Raw genomic sequence first — 17,087 nt, 5'->3', positions numbered from 1 at the left:
TGTTCAGCGGAGCCTGACGAATGATTCGCGTGGAAGACCTGCAGAAGACCTTCCAGACCGAGCGGGGCGAAGTCCGCGCCGTGCAGGATGTCAATTTCGAGGTGCCGGAAGGCGAGCTCTGCATCCTGCTGGGGCCGTCGGGCTGCGGGAAAACCACCACGCTGAAGATGGTGAACCGCCTGATCCCGCGTACCTCGGGCAAGATATACATCAACGAGCGCGACACGGACGAGTACGACATCGTCGAGCTGCGCCGGCATATCGGCTATGTGATCCAGCAGATCGGCCTCTTCCCGAATATGACGGTGGAGGAGAACATCTGCGTGGTGCCGAAAATGCTCGGTTGGTCGAAAAAGCAGCAGCACGAGCGCGCGGCCGATCTCGTCAACATGGTGGCGCTGGATCAAAGCGTCCTCAGCCGCTATCCGAAAGAACTGTCAGGCGGCCAGCAGCAGCGCGTGGGCTTGTGTCGCGGACTGGCCGGCGATCCTCCGGTGCTGTTGATGGACGAGCCCTTCGGCGCCATCGACCCCATCAACCGCGAGATCATTCAGGACGAATTCCTGAAGATGCAAGCGGACCTCAAGAAAACAATCCTCTTCGTCAGCCACGACATCGACGAAGCCGTAAAGATGGGAGACAAGATCGCCATCTTCCGCGACGGAAAGCTGGTGCAGTTCGGCACGCCGGACAACTTGTTGGCCCATCCGGTGAACGACTTCGTCGCCGATTTCGTGGGTGGCGACCGCGAATTGAAGCGCATGCGCCTCATAAAGATCTCCGAGGCGCTGAAGCGTGAGGTGCCCACCGTGTCCGCAACCGACACGCTGGACACTGCCGCGAAGAAGGTGGAGCAGGCGGGCGCCAATCATATCGTGGTCCTCGATGACGACGGCCGGCCGGAAGGTGTCCTGACGCAGGGCGATCTCGACAGCAAGGGCAGTTGCGGGGACAGCGCCCATCCCTTGCGTACCACGGTGCAGTCCATCAAGGACCTGCGCACGGCCGTGTCGCGCATGTTCACCTACAACACAGACTGGTTGGCGGTGGTGGATGATGACGGCAAATTCGTAGGCGAGATCAGCTATCGCAGCATTACCGAGATGCTGCACGCCTCCCGCAAGCGCGGCGAGAAGAAGGGGGCGGCGTAATGGCGCTGCCGGCGACCGGGAGAGTGGGGAGGATTGCCTTCTACGGCGGGCTCTTCGCCCTGGGCGCGCTGGCGCAGGGCAGCGGCCTGCTGCCGGAGATCGCCTACTACTGGCCGGATATCGAGTACCTTGGCCGGGAGCACCTGTTCCTGGTCGGCGTTTCCGCCGGGCTTGCCATTGGTGTCGGGGTGCCGCTCGGCGTATTCCTGACGCGGCCGTTCATGCGCGGGACGGCAGAGAGCGTCATGCAGGTGGTGAACCTGGGGCAGACAATTCCCACATTGGCGGTGCTGGCGCTCTCGATGAGCGTGCTTGGTATCGGCGTGGTGCCGGCGATCTTCGCACTCTGGGTCTATTCGCTCTTGCCGATCGTTCGCAACACCTATGCCGGCATCCTGAACGTCCCGCCCGCCATTCACGAGGCGGCGCGCGGCATGGGAATGACGAACAACCAGATCCTTTGGCGGATCGAGCTGCCGAACGCGCTTTATGTGATGATCGCCGGCATCCGCACGGCCGTCGTCATCAACATCGGCACCGCGCCGCTGGCGTTCCTGATCGGCGGCGGGGGCCTGGGGCAGCTTATTTTCACAGGCATCGATCTTTTCAACACCGGCATGATGCTGGCAGGCGCGATCCCGACCGCGCTGATGGCCGTGGTGGTCGATTTTCTGCTGGGGTTGATAGCGTTCTACTTCATTCCACGCGGGGTGAACCCGCTGAGGTAAGGTATCGCCGGCCGGGCAACGGGCCAGTCGGCGGCTGGCGCATAACAAACTCACTAGGGAGGAACGGACCATGTGGAAACGCAGCATTGCCGCTCTTGCAGTGGCTGCCGTTGGCGCTTTCGGCCTCGCGGCCGGCGCGGCGAAGGCGGAGGTTACCGTCGGCGGCAAGAACTTCACCGAGCAGCTTTTGCTGGCCGAGATGACCGGCATCTATCTCGAGGACCAGGGCTATGACGTCTCCAAGCGCGACGGCATGGGCTCCACCGTGTTGCGCCGCGCGCAGGAGAACGGCCAGGTCGATGTCTACTGGGAGTACGTGGGCACCTCGCTGATCGTCTATAACAAGGTCGAGGGCGGGGCCAGCATGTCCCCAGACAAGGCGTATGCGAAGGTTAAGGAACTGGACGCCGAAAAGGGCCTGGTCTGGCTCGAGCCGTCGAATGCCAACAACACTTACGCCCTGGCGATGCGCGAAAAGCAGGCCAACGATCTGGGCATTGAGTCGATCAGCGACATGATCGAGCGCATCGAGAACGAGGGCGATCTCACGCTGGCCGTGAACAGCGAGTTCGCCGGCCGGCCCGATGGCTTGCCCGGCCTGCAGAAGCATTACGACTTCCGTTGGCCGCGCGAGAACCTGAAGCGTATGCAGAGCGGCCTGATCTATCAGGCGCTGAAGGAAGGTCAGGTGGACATCGGCCTTGTCTTCGCCACCGACGGCCGGATCGCCGCCTTCGACTTCATCACCCTGGACGACAACAAGAACTTCTTCCCGAACTATGCCCTGACGCCGGTCGTGCGGAAGGACACCTTGGAAGAGAACCCGGATCTTCGCGAGCAGCTCAACGCGCTGTCCGCGAAGCTGAACGACCAGGTGATGCGGAAGCTTAACCAGCGCGTCGACGTCGACAAGGAGACCGTCGAGGACGTCGCCCGCAGCTTCCTGGAAAGCGAGGGGCTGATCTAAGCCTTCGACTGCATAACTGATACGCCGTAGGGGCCGCTTTTCGAGCGGCCCCTTTTTTATCCAACTGTCGCGGTTTGACGATTAACTCTGGGGGCGGTCGTCACTATCTCATAGACGTTATGCCCGATCCTGTTCTGCCCCACTTCGCCACGACATCCGATGGCAGTGCGCGTCGGGTGGGTGTGGAGATCGAGTTCGGCGGCCTGGCGTGCGGCGAGGCCGCCGACGTCGTTGCAGCGGTATTCGGCGGTGAGGTACGGGAGATCGACCAGTACCGCTACATCGTCGAGAGCGAGGCGTTCGGCCCCTTCACCGTCGAGTTGGACACCCAATACGTCCATGCCGGGGAGGCGAAGACCCCGCAGCAGCGGGTGAAGCTGGAGTCCGAGCGCCTGGGCGAAGCGCTGGAGGAGGGGCTTCGCACCGCCATCGGCGAGGTCACGCGCTTCTACCTCCCCACCGAGATCGTGTGCCCGCCGATTGCCATCGCCGAGCTGCCGCATCTGGACGAGCTGGCCCGCCGACTGCGCGCGGCCGGCGCCGAAGGCAGCCGCGATTCGCTGATCTATGCATTCGGCCTGCAGTTGAACCCCGACCTGCCGGCCTTCGATGCGGGGACTGTGCTGTCCTATCTGCGCGCCTATCTGGTATCCGCGGACTGGCTGCGGCGGGAGATCGGTATCGACCTGACGCGGCGGGTGCTGCCGTTCATTCAACCTTATCCGCGCGCCTACCTGCGCCATGTCCTGCGGCGCGAATACGAGCCGGATCTGAAGACGCTGATCGGCGATTACCTGTTCTACAATCCCACCCGGAACCGCGATCTCGACATGCTGCCGCTGTTCCTCTGGCTTGCACCACAGCAGGTTCGGGCGAAGGTGGAAGATCCGCGCCTGAAGGCCCGGCCCGCGCTTCACTACCGCCTGCCGGACTGCCGCATCGACGAGCCTGGCTGGACAATCGTCGGCGAGTGGAATCGCTGGGCGGAGACGGTGGAGCGCTTGGCGGCCGACCCGACCCGCCTTCGCGATACCTGCGACGCCTACCTGCGGCATATCGAGCAGGGCTGGCTCGCCGACTGGGCGCAAGAGGCGATGGGCTGGCTGCGCCCATGAGCGAACGACGGCCGCTTGTCGGCATCACGGCGTCCGCGCGCGGCGGACGGGCGATGTGGCTGTTCAACCGCTGTGCCGTCTGGCGGGCAGGCGGACGGGCGATTCGGCTCGTCGCGGGCGACGCGGTCCCGGCGGATCGCCTGGACGCCTTGATCGTCGGCGGCGGGGACGATATCGACGCGCGCCTATATGATCAGGACCTGCACCTCGACGTGCGCATCGATAGCGAGCGGGACGAGCTTGAGCTGCGCTACCTGGAGGCAGCCACGCGCCGGGGTATGCCGATCCTGGGCGTCTGCCGAGGGGTGCAGATGCTGAACGTCTTCCGCGGCGGCACGCTGCATGCCGATATCCATAAGGTCTATCCGAAACTGCCCAGGCGGCGAACGCCGCTACCGCGCCTTCGGGTGGACATCGTTCCGGGCACGCGTCTGCATGAGATCCTGGGGCTTGAGAGGTGCCGTGTGAACGCACTGCACCACCAGTCGGTGGATCGCACGGGGGAGGGGCTGAAGATTGCCGCCACCGATGGCGACGGTATCGTGCAGGGTCTGGATTGCGAGTCGGGGCCGCTTTGCATCGGCGTGCAGTGGCACCCGGAGTTCCTGGTCCTGGACCGGCGGCAGCAGAACCTTTTTCGCGCTGTCGTTCAGGCAGTTTGAAACTGCCGCCGGGTTCGGGAGGCTCTCAGACGGATGCCGCCACGGCGCGGCTGGGAATAGCGGCGCCGCCGCTTTCGACAACGCCCAGATCGGCCTGGCTCATCTCCGTCCAGCTCCAGGCCGAGGGATCGGAAAGCAGTGCCGCAACCAGACGCAGGTTCAGCGCATGGCCGGACTGGGCGCCCTGAAAGCGGCCGATAATCGGCGCACCGGCCAGATAGAGGTCGCCCACGGCGTCCAGGACCTTGTGGCGGACAAACTCGTCATCATAGCGCAGGCCGCCTTCGTTCAGGATTCCGTCCTGCGAGATGACCACCGCGTTGTCGAGCGAACCGCCCCGCGCCAGGCCGGATTCACGCAGCTTGTCGACCTCGTGCAGGAAGCCGAATGTACGGGCCCTGGCAATATCGCGCTTGTAGACGGTGCGCGAAAGCTGCACCGACCAGTCCTGGCGTGCGACGGCGGGACTGTCGAAGTCGATCTCGAAATCGATGCCAAGGCCGCGTGCGGCCGGCAGCAGGCGGGCGGAGCGATGTGTCTCTTCGATAGCGACGGTACGATGGACGCGGATGGCCATGCGCGGCGCGGACAGTTCGGCGATGCCGGCGCATTCGATGAGGAAGACGAACGGGGCGGCGCTGCCGTCCATGATCGGCACTTCCGGGCCATCAAGCTCGACCAGCACGTTATCGATACCTACGCCGGCCAGCGCCGACATCAGGTGCTCGACCGTCGCAACCCGGACCTCGCCGCGCACCAGCGTGGTGCACAAGGGCGTTTCGACGGCGTTTTCCCAGGTGGCCGCAATCTCCGGCGCGCCGGCAAGGTCGCTGCGACGGAATGCAATCCCCGCTCCCGCTTCGCGGGGGTGCAGGGTCATCGATACCTTGGCGCCACTATGCAGCCCGATACCCGAACAGTGAATTGGGTTCTTCAGTGTCTGCTGGCGGAGTGTCAGGCCGCTAGCCTTGCGCGCGGCGCCACTCGCCTGGCGGTGTTCTTCGCTTGCGGTTGTGCGTTGCGCGTTCTGCGTTGCACGCATCAAGATCCCCCGTGTCATTCGGCGTTCCGCCGCCGTCCTGGCGAGTGTTGCCCAGACGCCCGCCAGATGCGCTCGCCCCCTCTGACCTTGGTCCTTTTTCTACGGCTCGTTCTTCTGCAAGCCTTGTCGTGCCCTTGGTTCCGGTTGTGCTCGACACCCGCACCGGTTGGTAAGGGCCTGATTGCATAGTGGCCATTTTACAAGTCGAAAACCACAACGCGAATCGGGCAATTGCCGGGTCAAAATGTAGTCGCGCCTCCCGGTCGGCTCAAATCACTCTTTGTTACGGATTATTTCAAAAAAGAATCAGAAGAATCAGGGCATTGGTGGCCGGCCGTGAAGCCGGCCGGCCACCAATGTTACGGCACCCGCGTGACGGGCCTAATTCGCCTGACGTCGCAGGAAAGCTGGGATGTCGAGTTGGTCCTCCTCCATCCCACGACTATCGTAGCCGTCGGCCGGATCCAGGCCGGTCAGCCGCTGTTGCGCGGTGGGCTCGCGCCGGGCCGTGGGCTGCTGGGGCTGCGGCTTCGCCTCCGGCGCGGGGCGTTCCGCGGCAGGGCGTGACAGACGCGGCTCTTCCGCGCGGCGCGGAGCTTCCTGCGGCTTCTCCCGCTCTCCCTGGATGCCGCGCGCGGCTCCCGTCACGCGCGCGAACAGGCTGCTGGCGCGACCACGGGCGCCCGGCGCTTTTGCGCGGCTTTCGGTCTGCTGGCCGCCGCTGGCGTTGGAGACGGCCGCCGCCTGGAAGGGGTCGGGCCGCTGCTCGCTCCCCGGCGCCGTGCCGGCAACCGCTTCCGGCTTGCGTGGCGCGGTGACGGGCGAGGGTGCGATGAAGGCGTCCTCGCGCTCTTCCGCGGCCGGCTGGGACTCCGGTGCCGCTTCCTGTGCCGGGGCCGGTGCGGACGCGGCCGACGCCGTGCCAACCGTTGCGCCGCCCATTTCCTGCGCCACCCCGTCAGTGCCGGTTGCGGCCATTGTGGTTTCCGCCATCTCCCTCATGCCGTGGGACGCGGCCCCGACCGCCACCGAGGCCGGCGTCGGCTCGGGCTGATGCGCGGTCTCGGCCGCGGGCTGCGCCGCCTCGGGTTGCTGGCGCGTCTTCTCGCCACGCACCAGCGACAACGTTACCGGCTTCGGCTTGCGGGCCTCCTCGGCGTCGATGCCGGTGGAGACCACGGAGATCCGCATGACGCCTTCCAGCGTCGGATCGAAGGTGGAGCCGAAGATGATGTTGGCGTCCTGATCGACCTCATCGCGGATGCGATTGGCGGCCTCGTCGACCTCGAACAGCGTCAGGTCAAGCCCACCGGTGATGTTGATCAGCACGCCGCGCGCGCCCTTCATCGAGACATCGTCCAGCAGCGGGTTGGAGATCGCCGCCTCGGCCGCGGCGATGGCCCGGTTCTCGCCCGACGCCTCGCCGGTGCCCATCATCGCCTTGCCCATCTCCGTCATCACCGAGCGGATGTCGGCGAAGTCCAGGTTGATGAGGCCCGGCTTGACGACCAGGTCGGTCACCCCGCGCACGCCGGAATAAAGCACCTCGTCGGCCATCCGGAAGGCATCGGCGAAGGTGGTTTTCTCGTTGGCCACGCGGAACAGGTTCTGGTTGGGGATGATGATGAGGGTATCGACCTCGTTCTCAAGCTCGTTGATACCCTGCTCGGCCACCTTCATCCGGTGCACGCCCTCGAAGTGGAAGGGCTTGGTCACCACGGCGACGGTCAGGATGCCCTTCTCGCGCGCCGCGCGGGCGATCACCGGGGCCGCGCCGGTGCCGGTCGCGCCGCCCATGCCGGCGGCGATGAACAGCATGTCGCTGTTGGTCGTCAACTCGCTGATCTCGTCGATGGTCTCTTCCGCCGCCGCGCGGCCCACGTCGGGGCGGGAGCCGCCGCCCAGGCCGCGCGTCAGTTCGCGGCCGAGCTGCAGGCGGTTCTCGCAGACGGACTGCTGAAGCGCCTGGGCGTCGGTGTTGCACACCAGAAACTCGACGCCTTCCAGGTTGGACTGGATCATGTTGCTGACGGCATTGCCGCCGGCGCCGCCCACACCAACGACGGTGATGCGCGGCTGGAGCTGCTCCTCTGTCTCCGGAGCGTGCAGGTTCAAGGTCATATCAGCCTCCGTTGGCCCTTGCGCTGTTGCCGTGGGCCGGTCGTCGCCGGCCTCCTCGATGGTCCCATGCGGCCGGGAAGTCCGGTCGCTCGTTCGCTCTGTCCCGGTCGTCTCAGAAGTGTTCACGGATCCAATGACCGAGCCGCCCGATGACGTTGCCCGGCTCCCTCGTTTCCGGCCGCGGTGGGCGCGGCGCGGCCGTCTCAGCCTCGGCTGCATAGGTGAGGAGCCCGGCGCAGGTCGCGTACGCCGGGCCGTTGGTGGCTTCGGCCAGACCGCCGATATGGACGGGCTTGCCGACGCGCACCTGCTTGTCCAGCACCAGGGCGGCGAGCTCGCGCATCCCCGGAAGCTGGCTGGCACCGCCGGTCAGGACGACGCGCCTGCCGGCGATCCTGTCGGCGCCGCTCGCCTCCATGCGCGAGCGCACCAGTTCGAATGTCTCCTCCAAACGCGGTTGGATGATTCCCGTCAGCAGCGAGCGCGAGACCTGCTGCGTCACGCCCTCGCTCTCCTCGCCGACGCGGGGCACCTCGATGGTGCCGCGCTCGTCCGCCTCGCTGGCGCGGGCGTGGCCGTAGAGCGTCTTCATGCGCTCGGCGTCCGCGCGCGATGTGGAGAGGCCGCGGGCGATGTCGTTGGTGACGTGCTGGCCGCCGACGGGCACGACATCGGTGTAGAGAACCTGCCCCTCGGCGAAGACGGCGATGGAGGTCGTGCCGCCGCCCATGTCCACCACTGTCACGCCAAGTTCCGTCTCGTCCTCGACCAGCGCCGCCAGGCCGGCGGCATAGGGCGAGACGACGACGGCGCCGATGTCCAGATGGCAGCGCTCGACACAGTGCAGCAGGTTGCGCATCGGGCCGGCGGCGGCCGTGACCACATGCATGTTCACGCCCAGCCGATCGCCGTACATGCCGCGCGGATCCCGGATGCCGCGCGTGCCGTCGATGGCATAGCCGGTGGCAATGGAGTGCACGATCTCGCGCCCGGGGCCGGCGTGGCCGTTCAGCGCCTCGGTGACCCGGTGCGGCTCCAGCGCCCGGCGCAGGTCCGCATCGTCCACGGCGTGACCGGCGATGGAAACCTCGATGCCCAGCGCGGCGGACAGTGGCTGGCCGCCCGAAAGGCTGACGATGACCTGATCGATGGTCTCCTCGGCCATGCGTTCGGCGGCGTCGACGGCGTTGCGGATCGCCATTTCCGCCGCGTCCATATCGACCACCGCGCCGGATTTCACGCCCTTGCTGGCCTGCTGGCCAATACCCACGACGCGGGGACGGCCGTCATCGTCGGGCCGGGCGATGAAACAGCACACCTTGCTCGACCCGATGTCGAGCGCGGCCAGGATGCCGGGCTTGCTGCTGGCGAGAACGCGTCTCATGGCGATTGTTCGGACCCCCCTTTGCCCTGTTCCCGGCCTCAGGCGCTTTCGCCCCGGCCGGGCGTGTCCTCGGACGGTTTCGCACCGGGTGCCATCCGCACCACCATGCGGTCCGGCAGGCGCAGGTCGATCACCCGCACGTCGCGCTGGAGCACGCGGTGGCGCCGCTCCAGGCGGGCAAGCTGCGACCAGGCGCCCGTGATATTCTCTTCCGGCAACTGGACATCGACGCCGTTCTTCAGGCGGATATTCCAGCGCCGCTCGCCGACCCGCACGGCGGCTTCGACCCGCGGCGCCATTTCCGGCTCGGCGCGCAGGGCCGCCAGCAGGCGCCGTGTGTGTTCCGGGGCGCCCGGGCCGACGACCAGCGGAAGGTGCGAGAAGCGGCCCGGCTCGGCCCCACGGATCGCCATGCCGTCACGGCCGATCACTTGCAGACGCCCACGCAGTTGCCAGATCGCCATCGGCTCCCGCTCGGCCAGGCGCACATAGACGATGTCCGGCAGCCGGCGCTCGACAACGGCGGAGCCGACCCAGGGCAGGGCCTCCAGGCGATCCCGCGCGTCCGCCGCGTCCAGCGCCAGGATCGGCGTGCCGCGCCCGACGCCCAGCGCGGCCAGCACGTCGGCGCGGCCGGTGCGGTTGCGTCCCTCGACCAGTACGTCGCCGACCGCAAGGCCGAGGTCGGCGGTGGCCGAATGCACACCGTGCAGCAGGCGCTCGCCCTGCCGGCCGAGCCAGCCGCTTTGCAGCGCCCATAGCCCGGCGCCCGTGACGACGCCCAGCGCCAGCACCGGCACGCCGACACGCCACGCCCAGCGACGGAGCAGCGCGCGTTTCTGCTGTCGGCGGCGTGGGTTCGCCCTTGCCGCCCTGGCGGACCGCAGGATGGGGATCAGCCGTTGCATGCCGCCTCCTGCACCATCCACTCGACCAGTTCGCCGAAGTCGATGCCGGCATGGTTTGCCTGCTCAGGCACCAGCGACAGGTCGGTCATGCCCGGCTGGGTGTTGACCTCCAGCAAGTAGAGCACGCCCGGTTCGCCGCCGGTGTCGTCATAGCGGAAGTCGGCCCGGCTGACGCCGCGGCAGCCCAGCGCGCGGTGCGCCTTGACGGATAGGCGCATCGCCTCGTCATAGATCTGCGGGTCGACGCGGGCGGGGATGATGTGGTCGGTGACGCCGCCGGTGTACTTGTGCTTGTAGTCGTAGAAGCCGCCCTTGGGCGCGATCTCGGTCACGGCCAGCGCGCGGTCCTCCATCACTGCGACGGTTAGTTCGCGTCCCGGGACGAAGCGCTCGACCATGACCTCGTCGCCGAACGGCCAGTCCTCCTCGGCGAAGGGCAGGGTGTTTGCGCCTTCCTCCACGATGCACACGCCGACCGAGCTGCCCTCGGCCACCGGCTTGACCACGTAGGGCCGGGGCATCGGATCGCCCGTCGCCAGAATCGCCTCGCGGGTCATCACCATGCCCTCGACGGTGCGGATGCCGGCCTGGGCGAAGACCTTCTTCGCCATCGCCTTGTCCATCGCCAGCGCCGAGGCCAGCAGGCCCGAATGCGTGTACTTGATACCCATCAGGTCGAGCACGCCCTGCACCGTGCCGTCCTCGCCGAACCGGCCGTGCAGCGCGTTGAACACCACGTCCGGCGGCGGCGTCAGTTCCTTCACCAGCTCGCCCACGTCGCGGCCCACGTCGATCAGCTGGACGTCGAAGCCGCGCTCGTAGAGCGCCGCCGCGCAGGCCTTGCCGGACTTCAACGAGACATCCCGCTCCGCCGAGGCGCCGCCGTAGAGGACCGCGACACGGGTCATGCCGCACCTCCCTCGGCCGGAACGTGCCCGGTCGGAATGCCGATGCGGCGGATTTCCCATTCAAGCGCGATGCCCGAGGTCTCCCGCACGCGCCGGCGCACTTCCTCGCCAAGCGCCTCGATGTCGGCGGCCGTCGCCTCGCCGGTGTTGATCAGGAAGTTGCAGTGCTTCTCCGACACCTGAGCGCCGCCGACGCGCAGGCCCCGGCAGCCGGCCGCGTCGATGAGCTGCCAGGCCTTTTCGCCTGGCGGGTTCTTGAAGGTGGAGCCGCCAGTGCGGGTCTTGATCGGCTGGCTGTCGCCGCGCTGGCGCTGCACCTCGGCGATACGCGCGGCGATGGCCTCCGGCGCGTCCCGCTCGCCCCGCAGGCGGGCACCCAGGAAGATCCAGTCCGCTCCCAGGTCGCAGTGGCGGTAGCTGTAGCCCAGCTCGTCCACCGTGAAGCTTTGCGGCGTGCCGTCCAGGCGGACTGCGTCCGCGCGCAGCAGGACATCCTTGATCTCGCGGCCATAGGCGCCGGCGTTCATCCGCAGCGCCCCGCCGATGGTGCCGGGCACGCCGCTCAGGAACTCCAGTCCGCCGATGCCGGCAAGCTGCGCGGTCTTGGCGACGTTCAGGTCCAGGGCGCCGGCACCGGCCTCGACCGCCTCGTCGTCCGGCTCGATATCGACAAAGCCGCGGGTCAGGCGGATTACCACGCCCGGCACGCCGCCGTCGCGCACCAGCAGGTTGGATGCGACGCCCAGGACGGTGACCGGCACATCCGCCGGCTTCTCTTTCAGGAAAGTGATCAGGTCGTCCCGGTCGGCCGGGCGGAACAGCACCTCGGCCGGGCCGCCGACGCGGAACCAGGTTACCTTCGCCAGGTCGGCGTTCGCCGTCAGTCGCCCGCGCACCGGCGGCAGGCGGTCGATCAGCGGGGTGTCGTTCACGCGCTCGGCCGCCATCATCGGCCCGCCTCCTTGGCCGCCGGGGCGGGATCGCCGCCGCTGAGCCGCCGCAACTCGTCCGGCAGGGACTGCGCCCAGTTGGTGATGCTGCCCGCGCCCAGGCAGATGACGAAGTCGTCGGGCCGCGCGGTGTCGTGCACGATGGCGGCCAGATCCTCCGGCTTGTCCAGCGGCGTGACATGGCGATGGCCCCTGGCGCGCAGGCCCGCGACCAGGGCATCGCGGTTGACGCCTTCGATCGGCGGCTCGCCGGCGGGGTAGACATCTGCCACGATCACCTCGTCGGCGTCGTTGAAGCAGCTACAGAAGTCCTCGAACAGGCTGTACAGGCGCGAGTAGCGGTGCGGTTGCACCACGGCGATCACGCGCCCCTTGCAACCGGCCCGCGCCGCGCCGAGCACCGCGGAGATCTCCACCGGGTGATGGCCATAGTCGTCGACGATGGTGACGCCGCCCACCTCGCCGGTACGGGTGAAGCGGCGCTTGACGCCGGTGAAGCCGGTCAGGGCGTCGCGAAGCTGTGCCTCGCTCATGCCCATCTCGGTGGCGACCGCGATGGCGGCAAGCGCGTTCATGACGTTGTGCTGGCCCAGCATCGGCAGGTGCAGGTCGGCGATGCGCCGGACACTGCCGTCGAAGCGATCGGTGATCTCCACAGTGAAGCGCGAGCCGTCGGGCGCCTGCCGGATGTCGCGTGCGCGGACGTCAGCCTGCGGGCTAACACCGTAGGTGATCATGCGCCGGTCGATGATGCGCCCGATAAGAGCCTGCACCGAGGGATGGTCGATGCACAGCACCGCGAAGCCGTAGAAGGGAATGTTCTCGACGAAGTCCTCGAACGCCTGATGCAGCCCCTCGACGGAGCCGTAGAAGTCCAGGTGCTCGGGGTCGATGTTGGTGACGACGGCAATGGTCGCCGGCAGCTTGACGAAGGTGCCGTCGCTCTCGTCCGCCTCCACCACCATCCATTCGCCCGCGCCCAGGCGTGCGTTCGTGCCATAGGCGTTGATGATGCCGCCGTTGATCACCGTCGGGTCGAAGCCGGCGCCGTCCAGCAACGAGGCGACCATCGAGGTGGTCGTCGTCTTGCCGTGCGTGCCGCCGACGGCAACCGACCACTTCAGGCGCATCAGCTCGCCCAGCATCTCCGCCCGCCGGACGACGGGGACGAAACGCTCGCGCGCGGCCAGCACCTCGGGATTGTCTTTCTTCACCGCCGAGGACACGACGACGACCTGCGCCGCGTCCACGTTCTCCGCCCGGTGGCCGATCTCGACGCCGATACCAAGGTCCCGCAGGCGGCGCACGTTGGCGTTTTCGGCGATGTCGCTGCCCTGCACCTGATAGCCCAGGTTGTGCAGGATCTCGGCGATGCCGGACATGCCGATGCCGCCGATGCCGACGAAGTGTATGAGGCCGATGTCGAGCGGCAGCGCCCTCATGCGGCGGCCTCCTTTCCGTTGCGATTGCCGTTGGCGTGGCCGTGGCCCTTTTCGTCGCCGTTGGTGCGATGGACGCCGGTGACGAGGTCGGCCAGGCGCGCGGCCGAGTCCGGCTGGCCGAAGGCGCGCGCGGCGTTGGCGGCGCCCGTCAGCGTGGCGGTGTCGGAGAGCACCTCGTTCAGCCGCTCGGCCAGGGCCTCGGGAGTCAGCGTGCTTTGCGGCATCACCCAGCCGCCCCCACCCTTGGCGAAAGCCTGGGCGTTCGCCGTCTGGTGGTCGTCGGCGGCGAAGGGATAGGGCACCAGGATCGCCGGACGGCCCGCTGTCGACAGCTCCGTCACCGTGGACGCGCCGGAGCGGCAGATGACGAGATGCGCCGACTTCAGCCGGTCGGGCAGGTCCTCGAAGAAGGATTGCAGCTCCACCTGCACGTGCGTGCCCTGGTAGGCCTGACGCACCGCCTCAAGGTCGGTGCCGCGGACCTGCTGGCTGATCATGAGGCGCCGGCGCAGGGGCTCCGGCAGCAGGGCGACGGCCCGGGGAACCAGATCGTTGAATACGCGCGCGCCCTGGCTGCCGCCGGTGACCAGCAAGCGCAGGTGGCCGTGCGCGTTCGCCACGGCGTAGGGCTTGCGGCCCAGGGCGGCGATCTGGCCGCGCACCGGGTTGCCGGTCAGCACCGCCTTGTCGCGGTCGGCCTCGCGCAGGCCGCGCACCTCGGGGAACGAGGTCGCGACGATGTCCGCCTTGGATGCGAGAAGGCGATTGGTGCGGCCGAGGACGGCGTTCTGCTCGTGGAGGATTACCCGCAGATGGCGGTGCGCCGCCGCCATCACCGTGGGCAGCGCCGCATAGCCGCCGAAGCCGACGACCGCCTCCGGCTGCAAGCGTTTCAAGAGCCTACGGGCCTGCAAGTAGCCGATGCCGAGGCTCAGCAGGCTTTTCACCTTCGCCATGATATCGCCGCCCGCGAAGCCGGCGGCGGCGATGCGGTAGGTCTCGACCTGATCCGACAGCTCGGGGCCGAAGCCGCCGCCGCGCTTGTCCGTGATCAACACCGGCCGGTAACCGCGTTGCAGCAGCTCCGCCGCCAGTGCCTGGGCCGGGAACATGTGCCCGCCGGTGCCGCCGGCGGCCAGGACGATCCGCTTGGTCCGCGCCGCGCTCATAGCTCGTCTCCCGTCGACACGCGCCGCCGCGTCAGTCCCAGCAGCATCCCCATGCCGAGCGCCAGCGCCAGCAGCGACGAGCCGCCATAGCTGATGAAGGGCAGCGTCATGCCCTTCGTCGGCATCAGATGCAGCGTGGAAGCCATGTTGATCGCCGCCTGCATGCCGAACTGCGCCAGGAGGCCGGTGCCGGCCAGCAGGACAAAGAGGTTCTCCTCGTTCAGAAGCCGGCTGAACCCGCGCAGCACGACGAAGGCGAAGAGGGCGACGATCATCAGGCAGACGATGGCGCCGAACTCCTCGCCCGCGACGGCGAAGATGAAGTCGGAATGCGCGTCGGGCAGTGTTGCCTTGACCGTGCCCTCGCCGGGACCGCGCCCCAGCAGGCCGCCGTTCTGAAATGCCTCCAGCGCGCGGTTTACCTGATAACGGTCGCCAGCGGCCGGGTCCAGGAAGGTGTCGATCCGGTCGGTGACGTGCGGCAGCAGGAAGTAGGCGCCGACAAGCCCGGTGATGCCCGCCGCGCCCAGCCCCAGGACCCAGACCATCGGCAGCCCGGCGACGAAGAACTGGATGCCCCAGACGGCAGTGACGACGAAGCTTTGCCCCACGTCCGGCTGCATCAACAGCACGGTCACGGTAATTGCCAGCAGCGCCATCGCGATCGCGTTGCCAGGCACGCCCTCGTCCCGACGCTGCGCCGCGAACATCCAGGCGGCGGTGACCGCGAGGCAGGGTTTCACGAACTCCGAGGGCTGTACCGACAGGCCTGCGATGTTGAGCCAGCGCGAGGCGCCGTTGATCTCCACGCCGACGACCAGCGTTGCGGCCAGCAGCAGCAGGCCGCCCAGGTAGCCAAGCACGGCAAGACGCCGGATCGATAGCGGCGAAAGCAGCGAAATCGCAATGATCGCCGCCCCGCCCAGTGGCAGGAACGCAAGCTGGCGCTGTGCCAGGTAGAAGCCGTCGAGGCCGATGCGCTCCCCGGCGGCGGGGGAGGCGGCCAGGATGAGGATGGCGCCGAAGCCCATCAGCAGCGCCAGCGCCAGCAACGACCAGCGATCCACTGTCCACCACCAGCGGCCCAGGATGGAGGTGTCGGTGCGTGCGACGGCGATCATGACGAACCTCCCGCCGTTCCGGCAGCGGGCTCGATCTCGTCACGCAGTGTCGCGACAATGCGGCGGAAGGCGTCGCCGCGTTCCTCGAAGTCGGCGAACTGGTCGAAGGATGCGCAGGCGGGAGAGAGCAGGACCGTCGCGCCCTCCTCACCGTCCGCGCGGGCATGCTCGGCGGCCTTGCGGACGGCGGTTTCCAGATCGCCGCAGACCGTGGCGGGCAGCTTGTCTTCCAGGCTGGCGGCAAAGTCCTCCGCCGCTTCGCCGATCAGGAATGCGTGGCGGACATTGCCGTAGTAAGCCTCCGTCCCGGCCAGTCCGCCTTCCTTGGCCCGGCCACCGGCGATCCAGTAAATCGGCTTGTAGCAGGCCAATGCGCGGGCGGCCGCCTCGGCGTTCGTGGCCTTTGAATCGTTTACAAAGGCAACGCCGCCGATCTGCGCCACATGCTCTTGCCGGTGCGCGAGACCGGGGAAGGAGCGCAGGCAGGCCGCGATTACCGGGGCGTCAACGCCGATGCGCCGGCAGGCGGCATAGGCCGCCGCGGCGTTCTGCCAGTTGTGCCGGCCGGGCAGGGTGGCGACCTCCCGCAGGTCGATGGCGGGGACGGCCTGGCCGTCCATGTCGTCGATCAGGACGCCGTCCTCGATGCCGACGCCGCCGGCGACCCGGCCCAGGCAGGACACCGGCACGACGACCTGCGCGCCCGTCGCCTTCAGGTGGTCGTGAATCCGCCGGCTGTGCTCGTCGTCTACACCGACGATGGCCGAGCGGGGATCGGATTGACGGCGGAAGATGTTGCACTTGGCGGCGACATAGCCATCCAGATCGCCATGACGGTCCAGATGGTCGGGCGAGACGTTCAGCAGCACCGCCACGTCGAAGGTGATGGAGAGCGTGCGCTCAAGCTGATAGCTCGACATCTCCAGCACGTAGTAGTGGCCGGGCTCCACCGGCGAGAATTCCAGCACCGGCTTGCCGATATTGCCGCCGAGCTGCGCCTCGCGTCCGGACAGCGCCAGGATGTGGCCGATCAGCGAGGTCGTCGTGGACTTGCCGTTGGTGCCGGTGATGCCGATGAAGCTGGCGTCGGGCATCGCCCGGCCCAGCAACTCGATGTCGCCAATGATCTCGCAGCCCGCCTCGCGCGCCTTCGCCGCGATGGGATGCGGTTGCGGCCGCTCGTGCGGGATGCCGGGGGAGAGGATCAGGCTCACCGGCTCGCGCCAGTCGATATTGTTGAGGTCGACCAGCGGGATGCCCTCGGCGCGGGCCTCGGCGCGGCGGTCCTCGTTGTCGTCCCAGGCCCAAACCTCGGCCTCGCTCGCCATCAGCGCCTTCGCCGCACTCTTGCCCGAGCGGCCAAGTCCCAGTACCGCGACGACCAGTCCGTTCATGAAGCTAAGCGGAATCATCTCGCCC

The 17,087-nt window shown here is 67.7% G+C and carries 15 protein-coding genes; 5 read left to right on the top strand and 10 right to left on the bottom strand.

The genetic code is table 11. The annotated features are described in order from the left end of the window. Positions 1–20 precede the first annotated feature (20 nt). The 5 genes from DRB17_RS13585 to DRB17_RS13565 all read left to right on the top strand — a co-directional run bounded on the left by DRB17_RS13585 (position 21) and on the right by DRB17_RS13565 (position 4,623). Entirely contained in the window at positions 21–1,151 is a 1,131-nt protein-coding gene (locus DRB17_RS13585; protein WP_114582764.1) for an ABC transporter ATP-binding protein, read from the top strand. Then, on the top strand, positions 1,151–1,879 hold the full coding sequence (locus tag DRB17_RS13580) for an ABC transporter permease (RefSeq protein WP_114582763.1): 729 nt from the start codon (positions 1,151–1,153) through the stop codon (positions 1,877–1,879). Before DRB17_RS13585 ends, DRB17_RS13580 begins: the two co-directional genes overlap by 1 nt. A 70-nt stretch (positions 1,880–1,949) precedes the next feature. Beyond that, complete coding sequence (locus DRB17_RS13575; RefSeq protein ID WP_114582762.1) at positions 1,950–2,846, top strand: glycine betaine ABC transporter substrate-binding protein; 897 nt, start codon at positions 1,950–1,952, stop codon at positions 2,844–2,846. A gap of 119 nt (positions 2,847–2,965) precedes the next feature. Continuing rightward, positions 2,966–3,961, top strand: coding sequence for an amidoligase family protein (locus tag DRB17_RS13570; protein ID WP_114582761.1), 996 nt, complete (start codon positions 2,966–2,968; stop codon positions 3,959–3,961). Continuing rightward, positions 3,958–4,623: a gamma-glutamyl-gamma-aminobutyrate hydrolase family protein gene (locus DRB17_RS13565; RefSeq protein ID WP_114582760.1), complete on the top strand. Its 666-nt coding sequence runs from the start codon at positions 3,958–3,960 to the stop codon at positions 4,621–4,623. The genes DRB17_RS13570 and DRB17_RS13565 overlap by 4 nt, the downstream gene beginning before the upstream one ends. A 25-nt stretch (positions 4,624–4,648) precedes the next feature. Here DRB17_RS13565 and lpxC read toward each other — a convergent pair whose 3' ends face one another. The 10 genes from lpxC to murD all read right to left on the bottom strand — a co-directional run bounded on the left by lpxC (position 4,649) and on the right by murD (position 17,080). Continuing rightward, positions 4,649–5,665 carry a UDP-3-O-acyl-N-acetylglucosamine deacetylase gene (gene lpxC / locus DRB17_RS13560; protein WP_114582813.1) on the bottom strand — a complete coding sequence of 339 codons (1,017 nt, stop codon included), beginning with the start codon at positions 5,663–5,665 and terminating at the stop codon, positions 4,649–4,651. Between the two features lie 381 nt (positions 5,666–6,046). Beyond that, entirely contained in the window at positions 6,047–7,786 is a 1,740-nt protein-coding gene (gene ftsZ, locus DRB17_RS13555; RefSeq protein ID WP_114582759.1) for a cell division protein FtsZ, read from the bottom strand. Between the two features lie 112 nt (positions 7,787–7,898). Further along, positions 7,899–9,170, bottom strand: a complete 1,272-nt coding sequence (ftsA, locus tag DRB17_RS13550; RefSeq protein WP_114582758.1) for a cell division protein FtsA — start codon at positions 9,168–9,170, stop codon at positions 7,899–7,901. 38 nt (positions 9,171–9,208) lie between these two features. Beyond that, a complete protein-coding gene (locus DRB17_RS13545; RefSeq protein WP_114582757.1) occupies positions 9,209–10,078 on the bottom strand; it encodes a cell division protein FtsQ/DivIB in 870 nt (289 codons plus the stop codon). Next, positions 10,066–10,986 (bottom strand): D-alanine--D-alanine ligase, encoded by a 921-nt coding sequence (locus DRB17_RS13540; RefSeq protein WP_114582756.1) that lies wholly within the window; start codon positions 10,984–10,986, stop codon positions 10,066–10,068. The genes DRB17_RS13545 and DRB17_RS13540 overlap by 13 nt, the downstream gene beginning before the upstream one ends. Beyond that, a complete protein-coding gene (murB, locus tag DRB17_RS13535; RefSeq protein WP_421778843.1) occupies positions 10,983–11,933 on the bottom strand; it encodes a UDP-N-acetylmuramate dehydrogenase in 951 nt (316 codons plus the stop codon). Before murB ends, DRB17_RS13540 begins: the two co-directional genes overlap by 4 nt. After that, positions 11,933–13,378: a UDP-N-acetylmuramate--L-alanine ligase gene (gene murC / locus DRB17_RS13530; RefSeq protein WP_114582754.1), complete on the bottom strand. Its 1,446-nt coding sequence runs from the start codon at positions 13,376–13,378 to the stop codon at positions 11,933–11,935. Before murC ends, murB begins: the two co-directional genes overlap by 1 nt. Further along, a complete protein-coding gene (gene murG, locus DRB17_RS13525; protein WP_114582753.1) occupies positions 13,375–14,547 on the bottom strand; it encodes an undecaprenyldiphospho-muramoylpentapeptide beta-N-acetylglucosaminyltransferase in 1,173 nt (390 codons plus the stop codon). The genes murC and murG overlap by 4 nt, the downstream gene beginning before the upstream one ends. Continuing rightward, complete coding sequence (locus tag DRB17_RS13520) at positions 14,544–15,668, bottom strand: FtsW/RodA/SpoVE family cell cycle protein (RefSeq protein ID WP_114582752.1); 1,125 nt, start codon at positions 15,666–15,668, stop codon at positions 14,544–14,546. The genes murG and DRB17_RS13520 overlap by 4 nt, the downstream gene beginning before the upstream one ends. Continuing rightward, on the bottom strand, positions 15,665–17,080 hold the full coding sequence (gene murD, locus DRB17_RS13515; protein ID WP_114582751.1) for a UDP-N-acetylmuramoyl-L-alanine--D-glutamate ligase: 1,416 nt from the start codon (positions 17,078–17,080) through the stop codon (positions 15,665–15,667). The genes DRB17_RS13520 and murD overlap by 4 nt, the downstream gene beginning before the upstream one ends. Positions 17,081–17,087 lie beyond the last annotated feature (7 nt).

It is taken from the genome of Ferruginivarius sediminum, assembly GCF_003344765.1.
In the GTDB taxonomy this organism is placed as follows: Bacteria; Pseudomonadota; Alphaproteobacteria; order Kiloniellales; family Rhodovibrionaceae; genus Ferruginivarius; species Ferruginivarius sediminum.
The sequence above is the reverse complement of the archived record's forward strand: the minus strand, read 5'-3'. Positions and strand labels throughout refer to the sequence as shown.